This window comes from Fictibacillus macauensis ZFHKF-1 (genome assembly GCF_000269865.1).
GTDB classification, from domain to species: domain Bacteria; phylum Bacillota; class Bacilli; order Bacillales; family Fictibacillaceae; genus Fictibacillus_C; species Fictibacillus_C macauensis.
Map to the genome: position 1 here is coordinate 37,910 of NZ_AKKV01000020.1, position 16,742 is coordinate 54,651.

At 39.2% G+C, this 16,742-nt stretch carries 14 protein-coding genes; 13 read left to right on the forward strand and 1 reads right to left on the reverse strand.

The features are described from left to right. Positions 1-5: 5 nt before the first annotated feature. The 4 genes from A374_RS03170 to A374_RS03185 are packed head-to-tail and all read left to right on the forward strand — an operon-like array spanning position 6 to position 5,037. Entirely contained in the window at positions 6-1,202 is a 1,197-nt protein-coding gene (locus tag A374_RS03170) for a glycosyltransferase (RefSeq protein WP_007200735.1), read from the forward strand. A 51-nt stretch (positions 1,203-1,253) separates the two neighbouring features. Then, positions 1,254-2,399, forward strand: coding sequence for a glycosyltransferase (locus A374_RS03175; protein ID WP_007200736.1), 1,146 nt, complete (start codon positions 1,254-1,256; stop codon positions 2,397-2,399). After that, positions 2,396-3,943, forward strand: a complete 1,548-nt coding sequence (locus A374_RS03180; protein WP_007200737.1) for a lipopolysaccharide biosynthesis protein — start codon at positions 2,396-2,398, stop codon at positions 3,941-3,943. The genes A374_RS03175 and A374_RS03180 overlap by 4 nt, the downstream gene beginning before the upstream one ends. 23 nt (positions 3,944-3,966) lie before the next feature. Then, a complete protein-coding gene (locus A374_RS03185) occupies positions 3,967-5,037 on the forward strand; it encodes an acyltransferase family protein (protein ID WP_007200738.1) in 1,071 nt (356 codons plus the stop codon). 36 nt (positions 5,038-5,073) lie between these two features. Here the strand turns inward: A374_RS03185 and A374_RS03190 are convergent, their stop codons facing one another. After that, on the reverse strand, positions 5,074-7,113 hold the full coding sequence (locus A374_RS03190) for a right-handed parallel beta-helix repeat-containing protein (RefSeq protein WP_007200739.1): 2,040 nt from the start codon (positions 7,111-7,113) through the stop codon (positions 5,074-5,076). A 329-nt stretch (positions 7,114-7,442) separates the two neighbouring features. Between A374_RS03190 and galE the strand changes: the two genes are divergently transcribed. The 9 genes from galE to A374_RS03230 all read left to right on the forward strand — a co-directional run bounded on the left by galE (position 7,443) and on the right by A374_RS03230 (position 16,588). Further along, positions 7,443-8,489, forward strand: coding sequence for a UDP-glucose 4-epimerase GalE (galE, locus tag A374_RS03195; protein WP_007200740.1), 1,047 nt, complete (start codon positions 7,443-7,445; stop codon positions 8,487-8,489). Positions 8,490-8,633: 144 nt separating this feature from the next. Then, a complete protein-coding gene (locus A374_RS03200; RefSeq protein ID WP_007200741.1) occupies positions 8,634-9,383 on the forward strand; it encodes a pseudouridine synthase in 750 nt (249 codons plus the stop codon). A 54-nt stretch (positions 9,384-9,437) separates the two neighbouring features. Next, positions 9,438-9,971: a thiol-disulfide oxidoreductase ResA gene (gene resA / locus A374_RS03205; RefSeq protein ID WP_007200742.1), complete on the forward strand. Its 534-nt coding sequence runs from the start codon at positions 9,438-9,440 to the stop codon at positions 9,969-9,971. Positions 9,972-9,986: 15 nt separating this feature from the next. Next, entirely contained in the window at positions 9,987-11,585 is a 1,599-nt protein-coding gene (gene resB / locus A374_RS03210; protein WP_007200743.1) for a cytochrome c biogenesis protein ResB, read from the forward strand. A gap of 77 nt (positions 11,586-11,662) precedes the next feature. Further along, on the forward strand, positions 11,663-12,850 hold the full coding sequence (gene ccsB / locus A374_RS03215; RefSeq protein WP_007200744.1) for a c-type cytochrome biogenesis protein CcsB: 1,188 nt from the start codon (positions 11,663-11,665) through the stop codon (positions 12,848-12,850). A gap of 114 nt (positions 12,851-12,964) precedes the next feature. Continuing rightward, positions 12,965-13,684, forward strand: a complete 720-nt coding sequence (locus tag A374_RS03220; RefSeq protein WP_007200745.1) for a response regulator transcription factor — start codon at positions 12,965-12,967, stop codon at positions 13,682-13,684. Next, the gene (locus A374_RS03225) at positions 13,681-15,468 is read left to right on the forward strand and encodes an ATP-binding protein (protein ID WP_007200746.1); all 1,788 of its coding nucleotides are present in this window, start codon (positions 13,681-13,683) and stop codon (positions 15,466-15,468) included. The genes A374_RS03220 and A374_RS03225 overlap by 4 nt, the downstream gene beginning before the upstream one ends. A 122-nt stretch (positions 15,469-15,590) precedes the next feature. Further along, positions 15,591-15,764, forward strand: a complete 174-nt coding sequence (locus A374_RS20460; RefSeq protein WP_156793121.1) for a hypothetical protein — start codon at positions 15,591-15,593, stop codon at positions 15,762-15,764. Positions 15,765-15,778: 14 nt separating this feature from the next. Then, positions 15,779-16,588, forward strand: a complete 810-nt coding sequence (locus A374_RS03230) for a histidinol-phosphatase (protein ID WP_007200747.1) — start codon at positions 15,779-15,781, stop codon at positions 16,586-16,588. Positions 16,589-16,742: the final 154 nt, after the last annotated feature.

Here is a 16,742-nt window from a genome sequence, read left to right on the forward strand (position 1 = left end):
TCATCATGAAGAAAAAAAAGATAGTATTTATGGCGATTACAATGAACATTGGTGGAACAGAAAAAGCATTGCTTTCGTTATTAGAAGCAATCCCTCAAGACTCGTATGATATTACATTACTTCTATTAGAGAAAAAGGGCGGTTTTTTAGCTGATTTACCTGCTCATGTTACAGTGAAAACCGTTGATCATTATGAAGAAATAGCTGCAGCCCTGCATGAGGCTCCAATCACGAATATGAAAAATGAATGGAGACAACGGCAATACAAACAAGCATGTATTACAGCGATGTATGCGCTAATAAGTAAGTGGAGAAAAGAACGGAGTTTATTTTATAAGCATTTATTGCGACGCCATCCAAAGGAACAAGAAGAATATGATTTAGCTGTAGCGTATGCTGGTCCGATGGAATTGATCACCTACTATATTGCTAACCACGTTAAAGCCAAGGTCAAGGTTCAGTGGATTCATTTTGACATTTCTAAAATCGGATTCAACCCCTCTTTTGCGAAAAGATGGTATCCGTTCTTTCAAAAAATATTTATCGTTTCACAAGAAGGGAAAGCCAAATTAAATCGAGTATTGCCGCAAGTGAAGGAACGTACCGATGTTTTTACAAATATGATCTCTAAAGCGGCTCTCTTAAAAGCAAGTGAGGAGGAGTCTGTGTTTGTCGATCATTTTCAAGGGATCACACTTGTAACAGTGGGGCGCTTAAGCTTAGAAAAAGGACAAGATATGGCGATCTCTGTAACCGCAAAACTACGAAAAGAAGGCTATCCGATTCGCTGGTACTGTATAGGAGAAGGCAATGCACGAGCAACCTACGAGCAACTGATTCGTGAAGCTAAATTGGAAGAATCATTTCACCTAGTAGGGGCAACGACGAATCCTTACCCTTATATGAAAGCTTGTGACGTGTATGTACAACCTTCGCGACATGAAGGTTATTGCATTACACTCTCAGAGGCAAAATGTTTTCACGTGCCGATCGTCACAACAGATTTTACGGGAGCAAGCGAACAAATTAGGCATGAACAGACAGGAATCATTGTGCCACCTACAGAAGAGGGACTTTACGAAGGGTTGAAAAAACTTTTAGATCATCCTGAACGCTGGGCTAGCTTTCGTAACGAATTAATGAACGAAGCTGAAAATAAAGCAGAGTCACAAACTGTGCATCAATTATTGAATCTCATGTAAGCGGTGAAACAGTCGTTCTTAAAGGTCAGGAAAAAAGAAAGGTGTGCGTCGGTGAAACGAGTCGTTTTTATGATTTCAAGTATGAGAATAGGCGGCGTTGAAAAGTCTTTGCTTTCTTTACTGTCGACGCTATCGCCACAAGATTATGACGTAACCATTATGATGCTAGAAAAACAAGGTGAATTGCTAGGTGAGTTGCCTTCTTGGGTGAAAGTAGTAGAAACTGACTGGTATTCAACAATAAAACCAGTAATTACAGATCCACCGCAAGTATCATTGAAACGGTATTTGAAAAAAGGGAAGATCGTTGCTGCCATTGAATTTGTAGCTACGTATTTATGGTCCAAGTATAAGAATGATCGCTATGCATTTTATAAACAGGTCATGAAAAAAGTACCATACGTTAAAGACTCGTATGATATCGCCATTTCTTACCAAGGGCCCACTGATCTATTAGACTTCTATGTTGGTCATCGTATGAAGGCACAACATAAGATTGCTTGGGTTCATTTCGATGTTCAAAAGCATGCAATTAATGAGCAATTATATGAAAAGCTGTATCAACAGTTTCAACGAATTTATATTGTTTCAAAGGAAGCTAAGATGCAACTAGAACAAAAAGTACCGAGTACAGTTGGGAAAACAGAAGTGAAGTTAAACCATATTGCAAAAGATGAAATTATACGACAAGCACAAGAAGTGATTACGTTTGATTATGAGTTCGAGGGCTTTAAAATTGTTACAGTTGGTCGGTTGTCATATGAAAAAGGACAAGATTTGGGCATTTCGGTATTAAAACGACTGAAAACAGCTGGCTATAAGGTGCGTTGGTATTGTGTAGGGGAAGGCGATGCGCGTGCGTTGTACGAACAACAAATTAAGGAGCATTCTTTGGAAGACGACTTTATTTTAGTAGGCGCTAAAAAAAATCCCTATCCTTACATAGCACAAAGTGATTTGTACGTTCAAACTTCTCGTCATGAAGGCTACTGCTTAACGTTAGCAGAGGCTCGCTGTTTGCATAAAACAATTGTTACGACCGATTTTAGTGGAGCAAGAGAGCAATTAGAACATGAACCTTACGCTACAATTCTACCATTTGATGAGACAGCAATGTATGAGGAGATAAAAGCAATTCTTACAGATCAGCAAGTGGATATGAAACACTTAAATAATAAAAGAGGAACGCATGTATGAGAACAAATCTCTCTTTACGAAATATTGGTGTTAGTCTATTATCACAAATCGTTTTAGTCGTACTAGGCTTTGTTTCACGAAAAGTATTTTTAGACAGTTTAGGCATTGAATATTTAGGAATCAACGGTTTATTAACGAATGTACTTTCGGTAATGGCTTTAGTGGAAAGTGGAATCGGGATTAGCATTGTCTATAATTTATACAAACCACTAGCGGAACAAAACGAACCTAAGATTATTGCCCTCGTTCAATTGTATAAGAAAGCATACAGCGGTTTAGCGGCAATTGTTCTAATTATTAGTGCAGCTTTATATCCATTTCTCGGTTATATTATGAAAGGCTCCGATTCTATCGCTTTTCTGTGGATTATTTATTCTTTGTTTGTAGCAAAAAACATCGTGTCTTATTTAAATGCACATAAGTGGTCACTGATCAACGCAGATCAACGAGGGTATGTTCTCGCACTGGCCAACTTATTATTTCAAGTAATTACTAATGTTAGTAAGATTGTTGTTTTAGTGCTTACAAAAAACTTTATACTATATTTAGCAATTGAGTTTGTGCTTTATGTTCTTCAAAACATGTATAACGGCCGTATTGTAAACAAGCGCTATCCGTATATAAAAACAAAAAAGAAATACAAAGTGGATCACGAAACAAAAGAAAATTTAAAAACAAATGTAAAAGCGATGTTTTTACATAATATTGGCGGTTTTCTTGTGTTTGGTACAACCAATATTTTAATTTCCATTTTTATTAATGTAGCAACAGTTGGTTTGTATTCAAACTATACGATGATTATTCAACAATTAGAAGCTTTATTGTTACCTGTTCTCGGAGGAATTAGTAATAGTGTCGGCAATTTAATTGCAACCGAATCAGTCGAGAAAAATTATGCTATATTTAAAGTTTCATATTTTGTAAACTTTTGGATTTACTCGATAGCGGTTGTTTTTTTATACAACGTGTTAGAACCCTTTATCAATTGGTGGTTAGGACGGGGATTACTTCTCGCTAATATTACATTTATCCTTGTTTTAGTCAACTTCTACCTTACAGGTCTACGCAACTCTATATCAACGTTTAAAAACAAAGCGGGGTTGTTTGCTCAAGATCGTTATGCACCTATTATTGAAGGTGTTATTAACTTAGGAAGTGCTTTAATCTTTGTTCATTATTTAGGATTGGCTGGTATTTTTTTAGGAACGCTCCTTAGTAATCTAGCAACAGTATTTTTTACACAGCCGATTATCGTATACAAACATTTATTTAAGAAGCCTGTCATTTCTTACTATTATCGATATGGTTTGTATACGGCATTAACGGTATTGTGTTGTTATGGTGTTCATCTGTCGGGATTATGGCTAGGCGAGGGTTCGACATTTATGATGATTATGTACAAGGCGATTCTTAGTTTGCTATTACCGAACGCATTGTATGTCGCGCTCTTTTATCGAAGCGCTGATTTTACAATGATTAAAACGATTGCTCTTTCCAAAATAAAAGGAACGCGTCGTTTTATGAAAAACAAGCAAGCAGTATAAACGTCTTTGAAAAGAGGTGCAAAATGGAATTAACAAAAAAAGAAGTTGCCATGTTAAAAGGTGCGGCTATACTCGGCATGCTTAGTCTCCATTTATTTTGTCGAAAAGAAGTGAGTGGTCTTTACGATGTATTTCCAACGATTCATCATGTGCCTCTCGTCTATTATTTAGGATTATTTGGTGATGTGTGCGTACCTATTTTCTGTTTTGCAAGTGGTTATGGTTTATATGCTAGCTATCAATCGAATGAAAAGAAATTGCAAGGAAAACCGATGTTTCAACGTATATTAAAGTTGCTTATTAACTTTTGGGTAATCTTATTGCTGTTTATTGTGCTAGGTTATGTTATGAACAATCCAACGCTTACAGAAGGCGGCTTTAAAGCGTTTCTCCTAAATGCGTCCTTATTATCAAATAGTTACAATGGCGCATGGTGGTTTTTACAAACATACGTTTTACTCGTACTGACAGCCTCTTTCTTATTTCGCTGGGTGCAACGAACCTCACCTCGAACCGTTATAAGTGTTCTATTGTTAGTGTATATCGTTAGCTATATACAACGAATTAAACAAGTGGTTATTTTAGATAATGAATGGGTTTGGATTGTTACAAATGCCATTGTTCTTTATGGAACGTCATTGTTACCATTTTTAGTTGGTGCACTTTTTTATAAAGAAAAGTACTATTCTCGGTTCGTAAGCTGGGCTATGAAGCTACCCTTTAAAAATGCACTTGCGGGGTGTGCCATCGTAGGCTTAATTGTCCTTCATGCGTTTATTGAATCGTTATTTATTGCACCGTTTATTGCCATTGTTTTTATTTGTTGCTTCAGTTTTATAAAAAAGCCAGCCTTTATTCAACGAGCCTTCCACTATTTAGGTGATCATTCAACGAATATATGGCTTGTGCATATGTTTTTATACGGATCTTTTTTTACAGAACTCGTTTTTGCACCAAAATATCCAGTTCTTATTTTAGCTTGGTTAGTGTTGTTAAGCCTAGCATGTTCATATGCAGTGAAATGGATTGTTACACCCATTCAACGATTTGTAACGCAACAGAAACAGTCTGTAACGAAAGCTGTTCAACAATAAAACAAAAGCTCATGAATTCATGAGCTTTTGTTTTTTTTATGGTAGTAACACTTGATCAACGATATTGTTCATTTTTACATGTTGTGAGGCAAGTTTGCTAACCGTTTTGTTTAGAATATTGTCTTTAAAAATCAATGGAGTTGTTGGTGAAATTAAAGTAGCAAGAATAGCAGTAATCGGTAGATTGCTCGTGAAAGTATTGTTTGTAATAACGACTTGAGTTGCTGAAAACTGGGCCCATAAATCGAGAATTGGCGTTGTGCCATTTGTTAGTGTGTAAATAAATTCATTGTTTGTAATCTCCATTCTCCCACCAATCACTTGACTAGTTAGTGCTTTACTGGCGGTATTACTGACAAATAAACAATGAGCTAGTCGTAATAAGGCAATTGGAGCATCTAAATAAAATAAATCATAACCACTCCATTGAAAGAAACAATTGTTGAATATTAGACGGGAAGCAGGATTGGTACCATAGGTTAACGTACCACAATTAACGAAGCGACAGCCGTTATACGTTCCAGCCGGTAAGCCGGTAAGCCGTCCTTCACGATGTTTAATATTAATAAAAGACACATTAGTAAGCTGCCAATCATGGGCAGCTGGAGGAGCAGCTGTAAAGGCTTCAATACCGTTTCCTTCGAATGTACAATCTGCAATTATTTGCGGTTCAATGCTAAAAATAAGAGGCGATCCTAGATTTGGAGTTACATTGGAAAATTCTGCATCAAAAAGAAAGGTACTGCTTGTTAGTTGAGAAGAATAGGCTTTTGTTTTATTAAAATTAATCGGTGAATTATAAAAACGACAGTGGTTAATAGAAGCAGGTTTCGTATCCATTAATTGCACACGACAGTTATCTAGATGATTAGTGGAAAACTGACATTCACCTGATAGCAGGGTACTTGTATTAATGAAGTAATTGTTCGTAACACAGGCTTGATCCACTTCACTATTGATGGTAAACACTCCACCTACAAAGCGGTTATTCGTTAAAGAGAGGTGACGTCCAGCAACAGCGACAAAACTATAATTGTTGTTATACACGTTATTTTGATCAATATAAATAAATTGGTTGATATCATAACCATCTTCTACGTCAATGGCAGCTTCTGGTGCAGTACCTGAAATATGATGGATATGACAATTTCGTACAGTAAAGTATCTGGCTCCGCATATGGAAACACCTTGACGCCGACAATGATGAATGTGACATAACTCAACGGAACAATGCGAAGAAAATTCGGGAGTTCGAATCGTAAGCGTATTTCCCGAAGGCGAAGGAAGAGTTGCTTGATGAAGAACTACACGAGCGAAGCTTGCCCCTGTTGGAAGGGTAACGGTATCAAAAAAGTGTACGTTTGTCACGGCACTAAGAAATGAGGCATTACTAGTATAGAAAATAACATCGTACATATCCGTTGTTATTTCTGAACCTACACCACCATAACTGTCGCCAAACAAACCAAAAAAACCGACAGCAATCATATCAGGAACGATGGGAATGGCTTCTTTTGTACGAATACGCCCCATGTTAGCTTCAAGCGTTCCATTTGAAACATTTACTGACCCAGGTTCTACATTTTTTATGAATGTTTGAATCGTATCGTTAATACCACCATAAGAAGTGAGCGCAATAATAGCGTCTCCGGTTGTGTTACAAATTTCTAGATGATCGATTTCAATCATTTGTAGTTTGTTTTTTAATTCAATACCCATACCAAACTCATGTGTGCCACCACTTCCATAATTATGAGTATACCGATCGCCTTCTAATTTACCATTCGTAATACGAACATTGATTTGATTAGCTTTTAGAGAAATGATGGCATAACTCGGCAAGCTGTTATCACGAATGCGTAGCGTTGCGCCACCTAAATTGAAGGTCATAAAGCTTTGCGGTATGAGTGGATTGGTTTCATCAATTAGATACGTTCCTTTAGGCAAAACAAGTTCTGTATAATTTTGTTTTGATGCCCATAAGAAAGCGGCGTTTATGCCTTTGGAAGTATTAACAGCATCACTTCCATCATTTTTAACATTCCAACGTTTTAATTCTAATAGATAACTACTCATAAAGAGACTAGCTCTTTGGAAATCATTATTGTTATTGTCATCATAGATGACACCCCTATCTATTTCTAACATTTATTGCATTTAAAAGAAGGAAACGGTAAAATTTGAATGAACGTATACGCGCTTCCTTCTAAATCTAGTATATGTAAAAAATAAGATAATAGAGAGGGCGAAATAAGCCTTTTTATTGACTGTGTGTACTCTCAATACATGAGGAAGTTATCATGTGTTTAACGGAAAAAATCGGTCTAGTTTACTAAGGTATCATTTTCAATCTAATAGATGTACTACATAAAGGATCATTGTAAAAAGTAAAGGAGATATAAAAAATGAACATACTCGTAACAGGTGGAGCAGGCTATATTGGTTCGCATACATGTGTGGAGCTACTGCAGGCAGGATATTCGGTCATTGTACTTGATAATTTAAGCAACAGTAAATATGAGGCGATTGCTCGGGTAGAGAAAATTACGGGGCAATCGCTTACGTTTTATGAAGGTGATTTATTGGATGAGGCGTTGCTGCAAAGCATTTTTAGTGAGCAGAGTATTGATGCAGTTATTCATTTTGCGGGATCAAAGGCAGTTGGGGAGTCTGTGGAGAAGCCGCTTGCTTATTATCAAAACAATGTGGCAAGTACGGTACTGCTTTGCCAAGTGATGGCGAGGTTTAATGTCTTTAAGCTCGTGTTTAGCTCGTCAGCAACCGTTTATGGTCATCAAGAGGTAATGCCTATTACCGAAGAGGCGTCTTTACAAGCGACGAATCCGTATGGACGTACGAAACTCATGATTGAAGAGATTTTTCGAGATGTAGGGAATGCAGAGAAACGTTGGAGCGTTGCATTGCTACGTTATTTTAATCCGGTTGGTGCTCATGAAAGTGGCATGATCGGGGAAGATCCAAATGGCATTCCTAATAACCTTGTGCCGTACATTTCACAAGTGGCAATTGGTAAACTTCAGCAACTAAAAGTATTTGGTGGGGATTATGCTACAAAAGATGGTACTGGTGTGCGTGATTATATTCACGTGACAGATTTAGCACGTGGCCATTTAAAGGCGCTTTCTTATATCCGTGATCATGAGGGTGTCGAAGCATTTAATCTTGGTGCAGGTGTCGGTTATAGTGTGCTTGAAATGGTCCAAGCGTTCGAACGGGCTGCCGATACGTCGCTTGCTTACGAGATTGTGCCTCGTCGCGCAGGTGATATTGAAGTGTGCTATGCTGATGTGCAAAAAGCAAAGCAACATCTCGACTGGCAAGCGGTGCATACATTAGATGACATGTGTCGCGATACGTGGAAATGGCAGTCGCAAAATCCAAATGGTTATGAAGAAAAGCCAAAACAAAATAAGGCGTTTCAAACACAGTAATCAAGACGCGTGTCCACTTTAAAAAGAGGGGACACGCGTTTTTTGCTGATTTCTTACGTTCCATAGGACATTTCAGCTAAAGATATCCCAAAACACCTTGTGAATTGAAAGCCGACAGAGTATCATGTTACATGAGGTGAAGTCATGGAACGATTACAAAAAGTGATAGCCCAAAGCGGCATCACTTCTCGGCGTAAAGCAGAGGAGTTAATTCAGCAAGGACAAGTGAAGGTCAACGGAACTGTTGTCACTGAACTAGGAACGAAAGTAGGCGGCAGAGATCGCATTGAAGTCAATGGCGTGCAAATTGAGCGCGAACAGCCCGTATACTTCTTATTGTACAAGCCAAGCGGTGTCATTACCGCTGTATCAGATGATAAAGGAAGAAAAGTAGTAACCGATTACTTTACAGACCTTATAGAACAACGGGTTTTTCCTGTTGGACGATTAGATTATGATACATCTGGTGTACTGATTATGACGAATGATGGAATGTTTGCCAATGAACTGATGCACCCAAAATATAAAGTCGATAAAACGTACATTGCCAAAGTAAAAGGTATTCCAACGCGAGAAGCGTTAAAGAAACTTGAACATGGGATTGTACTTGAAGATGGAAAAACAGCACCAGCACGTGTGAAGTTTATTTCAGGCGATCGTAAAAAACAAACAGCGATTATTGAGCTTATTATTCATGAAGGACGCAATCGTCAAGTCCGTCGCATGTTCGAAGCAATCGGTCACCCTGTGATGAAACTTAAGCGTGAGCGTTATTCATTCCTAGATGTAAAAGGATTGAATCCTGGCGAATTTCGCGAGCTCACACCTCATGAAGTGAAACAGTTACGTGTAAAAGCTGTCACACAACCGTCAAAAAATAGGGGACATAGATAAAACAGGAAACGGTATAGTAGAATTGGAAGGATACGGAATGGAGGGACGTAGCTTTTGAAAAAGAAACAAAAAAGATTGGTGCTCCGTTCTGTTCTTCTTCTTGTCATTGCGCTAGCGGTCGGTTATACGCTCTATAATACCGTATTTAAAGATACGAGCGGAAATGTACAAGTAGGAGATCAAGCGCCAAATTTTGAGCTGACAACATTGAACGGCGAAAAAGTGAAGCTCTCAGACTTTAAAGGCAAAAAAGGCGTGTTTTTAAATTTCTGGGGAACGTGGTGTGATCCATGTAAGCGGGAGATGCCCTACATGGAAGAGCTTTATAAACAATATCGTGACAAAGGAATTGAAATTCTTGCCGTGGATGTAGGTGAGGCGTCTATTTCTGTTTCTGATTTTAAAAAGCGCTTACATTTATCATTTCCTATTTTAATGGACGATTCCAAAGATGTGACACGCTTATATGGCATTGGTCCAATTCCGACGACCTTGCTAATTAATGCAGACGGAAAAATTATCGAAAAAACAAGTGACTCATTATCCAAGGAAAAAATAGAAGAGTATATGAAACGCATCAAGCCGTAACGGGGGTTTTAAAAATTGGAGAAGATTACGTGCGAATGTGGCCATGTGAATCCGTTCGGAACTGAAATTTGTGAAGCATGTGGGAAACCTTTGCAAAATGTAGATTCAACAAAACTCATCAATATGCGCTATGAAGGCGGCGCTGTTCGTTCGCAAACGTATAAAAAACATAGTATTGATAAAATTTGGAATTTCTTTTCATCCGTTAAAGTGGGCATATGGATTATCGTTCTCATCCTGGTTGCTGCAGCGATTGGAACGATCTTTCCCCAACAAATGTACATACCGCCAACAGCGGACCCATCTACCTATTATGAAGAAGAATATGGAACGTTAGGAAAAATCTTTTATCTCTTAGGCTTTGAGAATTTGTATGGCTCATGGTGGTTTATGCTGTTGCTGGCTGCTCTCGGAATTTCCTTAGTCATCGTTTCCATTGACCGCGGATTTCCACTTTATCGAGCCTTAAAGCATCAACGTGTAACGCGTCATAATAGCTTTATGAATCGGCAGCGCTTGTATATTGAAGTCACACAACCACTTGCACTTGAGCAGCTCAAGACAAGCTTAAAGAAACGAAGATATAAAGTAAAAGAAGAAAACGGCAATTGGCTAGCTGAGAAAAATCGCTTCTCTCGCTGGGGACCTTATGTCAATCATACAGGTCTTATTCTCTTTTTAATTGGAGCGATGCTGCGCTTTTTTCCAGACATGTATTTAGATCAGCCTCTTTGGATCAAAGAGGGAGAAACGCTTGCCATACCTGGAACGAAAACAGAAGATGGCCAGTACTACTTAAAAAACAATCGTTTTATTATGGATACGTATAAAGAAAACGATCCGAAGTTTGCCGAAGCCTTAAAAAAATCGAGTGCAGATATTCCTAGTAATTATCAAAGCAATGTGACGCTTTATAAGACAAAGAAAGACTTTTTACCAGGAGCTAAACCAGAGCTTACGAAAGTGAAAGATTACAAGCTTCGCGTAAATGATCCGCTCGAATTTGATTCGTTCTCACTCTATCAAGTCGATTTTAAGCCAAGTCAATTAGATGCGTTCTCTTTTAAACTAAAACGGAAAAAAACCGATGAAACAATTGGGGAATTTACCGTTAATCTAGCAAATCCAAAAGCAACGTATCACTTGAAAAAAGGCTATGACATTACACTGAAAAACTATTATAAAAATGTAAAGGTCGAAAATAATAAAGAACTCGGTTCCAAAGATAATAATCCTGAAAATCCACTTATGTTATTGAAAATTATCGCACCAGACGTTCCTAAAGGCGAACGAGCCGTGCTCGGTATTCAAAAGAATTTTGAGCTTGGTCAAAATAAATATCGAATTTCTTTGTCTGGTGTAAAAATGAAAAACGTATCTGGGTTAACAGTGAAAAAAGATCGAACGTTACCGATCATTGTCATTGGAGGTCTTATCTTTATGATCGGGGTCGTACAAGGTTTGTATTGGAACCATCGTCGCGTTTGGTTAAAAAAAGAAGGCGATCGCTGGTTGATTGCGGCACATACGAACAAAAATTGGTTCGGGATGAAACGTGAGCTTCAAGGGATTTCCGAAGAAACGGGTATGCCTGTTCTTCAGGATCAATCGTAATCCATCTACTCTAAAGAAGGAGAGGTGAATAGGCTGCAGAGCACGAAGAACGTTTCTTGCGACTGCAGCAATTCATTATGGCACAACTAAGTAGTACGTTACTTTATATCGCCTTTATTATCTATTTAATCGCCACGCTCGTTTTCGCACTCTCTTTATCGGATAAAAAAAATAAACAGGCCGCATATACGAAGCGTTGGGGCAGAATTGGCTATGGTCTCTCCATCATCGGTTTTATAACGCAGCTCGGTTATTTTATAACCCGTTGGGTGGCAAGTGGGCATGCCCCGGTTAGTAATCTCTTTGAATTTGTAACATTCTTTGGCATGATGATGGTGTTTGCGTTTATTGTGTTATATGGCATTTACCGTGCCAATGCACTAGGCGTATTTGCGATGCCGATTGCCCTTTTAATTATTGCCTATGGCAGCATGTTTCCACGTGATATTGCACCGCTTATTCCGGCTTTAAAAAGCGACTGGTTAAAGATCCATGTGACGACGGCTGCACTTGGAGAAGGGATTCTCTCCATCTCGTTTATCGCTGGTTTTATTTACTTAATTCGGGTCGTTGATCAACAGCTATCATCGAAAAAAACGAAGTTAATAGAATCGATTATCTACTTATTATTATGCGTACTTGGCTTTATCATCATTAGTGCTGGCTCAGCTGCTTTTCACTATGAAACAACGTTTTCATGGAAAGGGACGAAAGGCGAAAAGCTTGAAAATGTGTATACAATGCCTGCGCTTATTGGTCCTCATAACGGTGAGCAGCTGGATGATCACTTTGGACCGCTAGTTGATGCACCCTCATGGATTAATGGGAAAAATGCACCGAAAAAGCTTAATACATTTGTCTGGTCCTTGCTCGCTGGCGGCGTACTATACGGTCTCATCCGTCTCATTTTACGAAAGCGAATTGCTGCGGCCATCCGTCCAAGGCTTATGAATTTAAATCCTGACTTTATAGATGAAATTAGTTATCGCTCCGTTGCTATTGGTTTTCCAGTCTTTACGCTTGGTGCCCTCGTCTTTGCTATGATTTGGGCACAAGCAGCCTGGACCCGTTACTGGGGATGGGATCCAAAGGAAGTATGGGCCCTGATTACCTTTTTATTTTATGCAGCCTATTTACATTTTCGCTTGTCGCGCGGTTGGCATGGTGAAAAATCAGCTTGGCTATGTGTGATTGGCTTCGTAATTATTATGTTTAACTTAGTAGCCGTTAATTTAGTCGTAGCTGGTTTACATTCCTACGCATAAGTAAAATAAACCCTTCACGACCTTGTCAAAAAGACAGCGTGAAGGGTTTTGTACTAGATACCGTGTTCATGTATGATAGAAGAAGAGCGTCAAAAGGAAATGGAGGAACATCTCATGGATAAAGAAGCAAAAATTCTCGTTGTCGACGATGAGGAACGCATTCGCAAACTATTAAAGATGTATTTAGAGAAAGAAAATTATGAAGTAGATGAAGCAGAAAATGGCGAGGAAGCGCTTGATCGCTCGTTAACCTTAACGTATGATTTGATTTTACTCGATGTGATGATGCCTGGTATGGATGGGATGGAAGTGTGTGAAAAGCTTCGCCAGCGCAAGGCAACGCCTGTTATTATGCTAACAGCCAAGGGTGAAGAAATGAATCGTATTCAAGGGTTTGAAGTAGGTGTAGACGATTATATTGTGAAGCCTTTTAGCCCACGTGAAGTCGTGTTGCGCGTAAAAGCCTTGCTGCGCCGATCATCCGTTACGAAGTTTTTAGAAACAGAATCTGTGGCGAAAAACATTATTGTTTTTCCTCACTTAACCATTGATCACGATGCCCATCGCGTATTAGCAGGTGGAAAAGAAGTAAACTTAACGCCAAAAGAATATGAATTGCTCTATTATCTTGCTAAGACGCCAGACAAAGTATATGCGCGTGAGCAATTATTAAAAGATGTGTGGAACTATGAGTTTTTTGGCGATTTACGAACGGTCGATACGCATGTAAAGCGGCTGCGTGAAAAGCTTAATAAAGTGTCTGCTGAGGCCGCTGCTATGATTGCAACGGTTTGGGGAGTCGGTTATAAGTTTGAGGCTTCTGAAGAAGAATGATTTGGCGAAGTGTAGTCGGAAAGCTTTGGTTAACGATTATTTTGCTCGTGTCTGTCGTTTTATTTACGCTTACGATTCTACTAACGCAATTCGTCGGAAAGTATTACGATGAACAGGCTGAAGATCGCTTAACGAAGCTCGCACAGAAAATGACGGAGCTCGTTGAACATTATGAAAGTCGCGAAGAAGCGATTCGCATCTCTTCGGAACTTGTTGATGCTTACTCATTAAATGCCATGGTGATTATGGATAAAAAAGAGTATTATGCGCCTTCTCCGAAAAAAGGAGGAGGTCCGGATATACCGGTTAGCGTATTTTTTCAAAATAAGACGCTAGCAAACGTTTATAAAAAAGGGCAAAAAGGCGTTGAAGAAGGCGATTTCCCTGTTACAATGAACGGCAAAGAAATTCACCATCGGCTATTAATTGTCGGTTTGCCTTTTCACATGGAAAATGGCAAAAAAGGTGCGGTTTACATTTATCAATCTCTTGAAAACATTGCTGAAAACACGAATTATACGAAGCGATTGATCTTTTTATCAGCGGGCATCGCCATTATTTTAACGACTATTTTTGCGTTTTTTCTGTCGTCACGGATTACCGCTCCGCTGCGAAAAATGCGAGAAGCAGCAGCTCATATGGCGCGTGGTGAATTTGATATGAAAGTGCCGATGCTTACGCATGATGAAATTGGCGAGTTAGCGATGGCATTTAACCGAATGGGACGACAGTTAAAAAACAATATTAATGCCCTAAACCAAGAAAAAGAACAGCTTTCCGGCATTTTAAGCTCGATGGCAGATGGCGTCATTACGTTTGATCGACGTATGAAAATGCTCGTCTCTAATCCGCCTGCGCAAGCTTTTTTACACGCTTATCGCGAAGGTATGGGCTTTAAAGAAGACGCTCTACCTGAAGCATTGCAAGAGCTGTTTCAAGATGTGGTCATGCATGAAAACAATCAGTTCATTGAAATGAACTTTCAAGGGCGAACGTGGGTGATTGTGATGACCCCACTGTACAATCAATCGTACGTCCGCGGTGCAGTAGCTGTTCTTCGCGATATGACCGAAGAACGTAAAGCGGATAAATTGCGCAAAGACTTTATCGCCAACGTTTCTCATGAGCTGCGCACGCCCATTGCCATGCTACAAGGATATAGTGAAGCCATTGTTGATGATGTAGCAGGTTCGCGTGAAGAAGAAAAAGAAATTGTTAAAATCATTCACGATGAGTCGCTGCGCATGGGTCGTCTCGTTAGTGAGTTGCTAGATTTAGCACGACTTGAAGCAGGTCAAATGAAACTACACCCGGTAACGGTGCATCTTCCGTCATATTTTGAGCGTGTTGTGCGGAAATTTAACGGTTTAGCAAAAGAACGAAACATTGAGGTTACGTTGCAGATGAATGGCATCCATGATTCAGAAGCATCCTTCGATCCTGATCGCATGGAGCAAGTGCTTACGAATTTAATTGATAATGCCATACGCCATACGTCTGAAGGGGGAACAGTAACCATCTCCGTGCAACGAAAAGAAGCGACGTTATCTATTCAAGTGGCCGATAATGGCTCTGGCATTGCCGAAGAAGATTTACCGTTTGTTTTTGAGCGTTTTTATAAAGCAGATAAAGCACGAACACGAGGAAAAAAAGGTGGAACGGGTCTTGGCTTGGCCATTGCAAAAAACATTGTTGATAACCATCATGGGAAAATTTCGGTGCAAAGCAAATGGGGAGAGGGGACAACATTCTCAATTTCTTTGCCATTCGCTGTAGAACAATAGAAGATGTTCCCGATTTTTCTTGTTTCTCATGAAACGAGCAAAAGAACAAGGTTTTTTCTTGTTCTTTTTTTCGTTAGGTCACATACAGTAATACGGTGATTTTTTCTTTTTAGGAGGCGCCAATGCTTGATTATTGTAGACGTTTTCTCGTGGTGATTGCGATCACTGCCTGTTTGTTTATTCTTTTTATCGGAGGCACAGTTGGCAAAGCCCGCGATGGGCGAGGCGAGGGAAAGAACTTGAAGCAATCGTTATTTCATGGTACAAAAGGGGATAAGGATTTTTATGAAAAGTAAAAGGAGGCTTCCTTATGCCGACAGATTACCATAATCATTTAGAAAAGGGGACATTAACCCTTGACTATTTAGAACAATTTACAAAGCAGGCAGCGCAAAAAAACATTAAGCACTTTGGCATTTCCGAGCACGCGTATCATTTTTATCAAACGAAAGACATCGTATCGAAGCCATGGATGGAAGAGCGTCGCTATTATGATATGGACGATTATGTAGCCTTGTTCCAACAAGCGCATCAAAAAGGCATGGATGTAAAAATGTCGATTGAAATGGACTATACGCCAGGCAAGCATCAAGAAATGGCGGATTTTATTTCGCGCTATCCGTTTGATTATGTGATTGGCTCCGTTCATTGGAATGGCGATTTTGGCATTGATCTTGCCGAATATCGCAAAGAGTGGGATCGTCGCGATCTTCATGAAATTTATACAACGTATTATGATCAAGTGGTTACGCTTGCGCAATCAAACTTATTTGACATTATGGGTCATATCGATCTTGTGAAAATTTTCAACTACATACCGAAAGATGAGGCATTTTTGCTAGAACAATATGAACGAGCAACAGATGCTCTTAGTCAATCGAAAACGTGTGTGGAAATTTCAACAGCTGGTTTAAGAAAGCCGGTTGGCCGTATGTATCCTGAGCCTGTTCTTCTTGAAATGTGTTATAAAAAAGGCATTCCTATTGTTTTTTCATCTGACGCACATGAACCAGCGCATGTTGGGTTTGCCTATGATCAAGCCATTGCTTTAGCAAAAGAAGTTGGCTATTCCACGGTCATGACGTTTGAGCAAGGCAACCGCAAAGAAATCTACTTTTAAACATTGCTTAACGCGTTGTAATCGGTCGTACCTATAAAAAGGAGTATACATCATAGTAACCTGTAGCAGATTTCTTTTAACGCTTGATCAGTAAGTCAAAAAAGGATGGCAAAACACAGCGATGTGTTTTGCCATCCTTTTTGCAGTGTCGTAC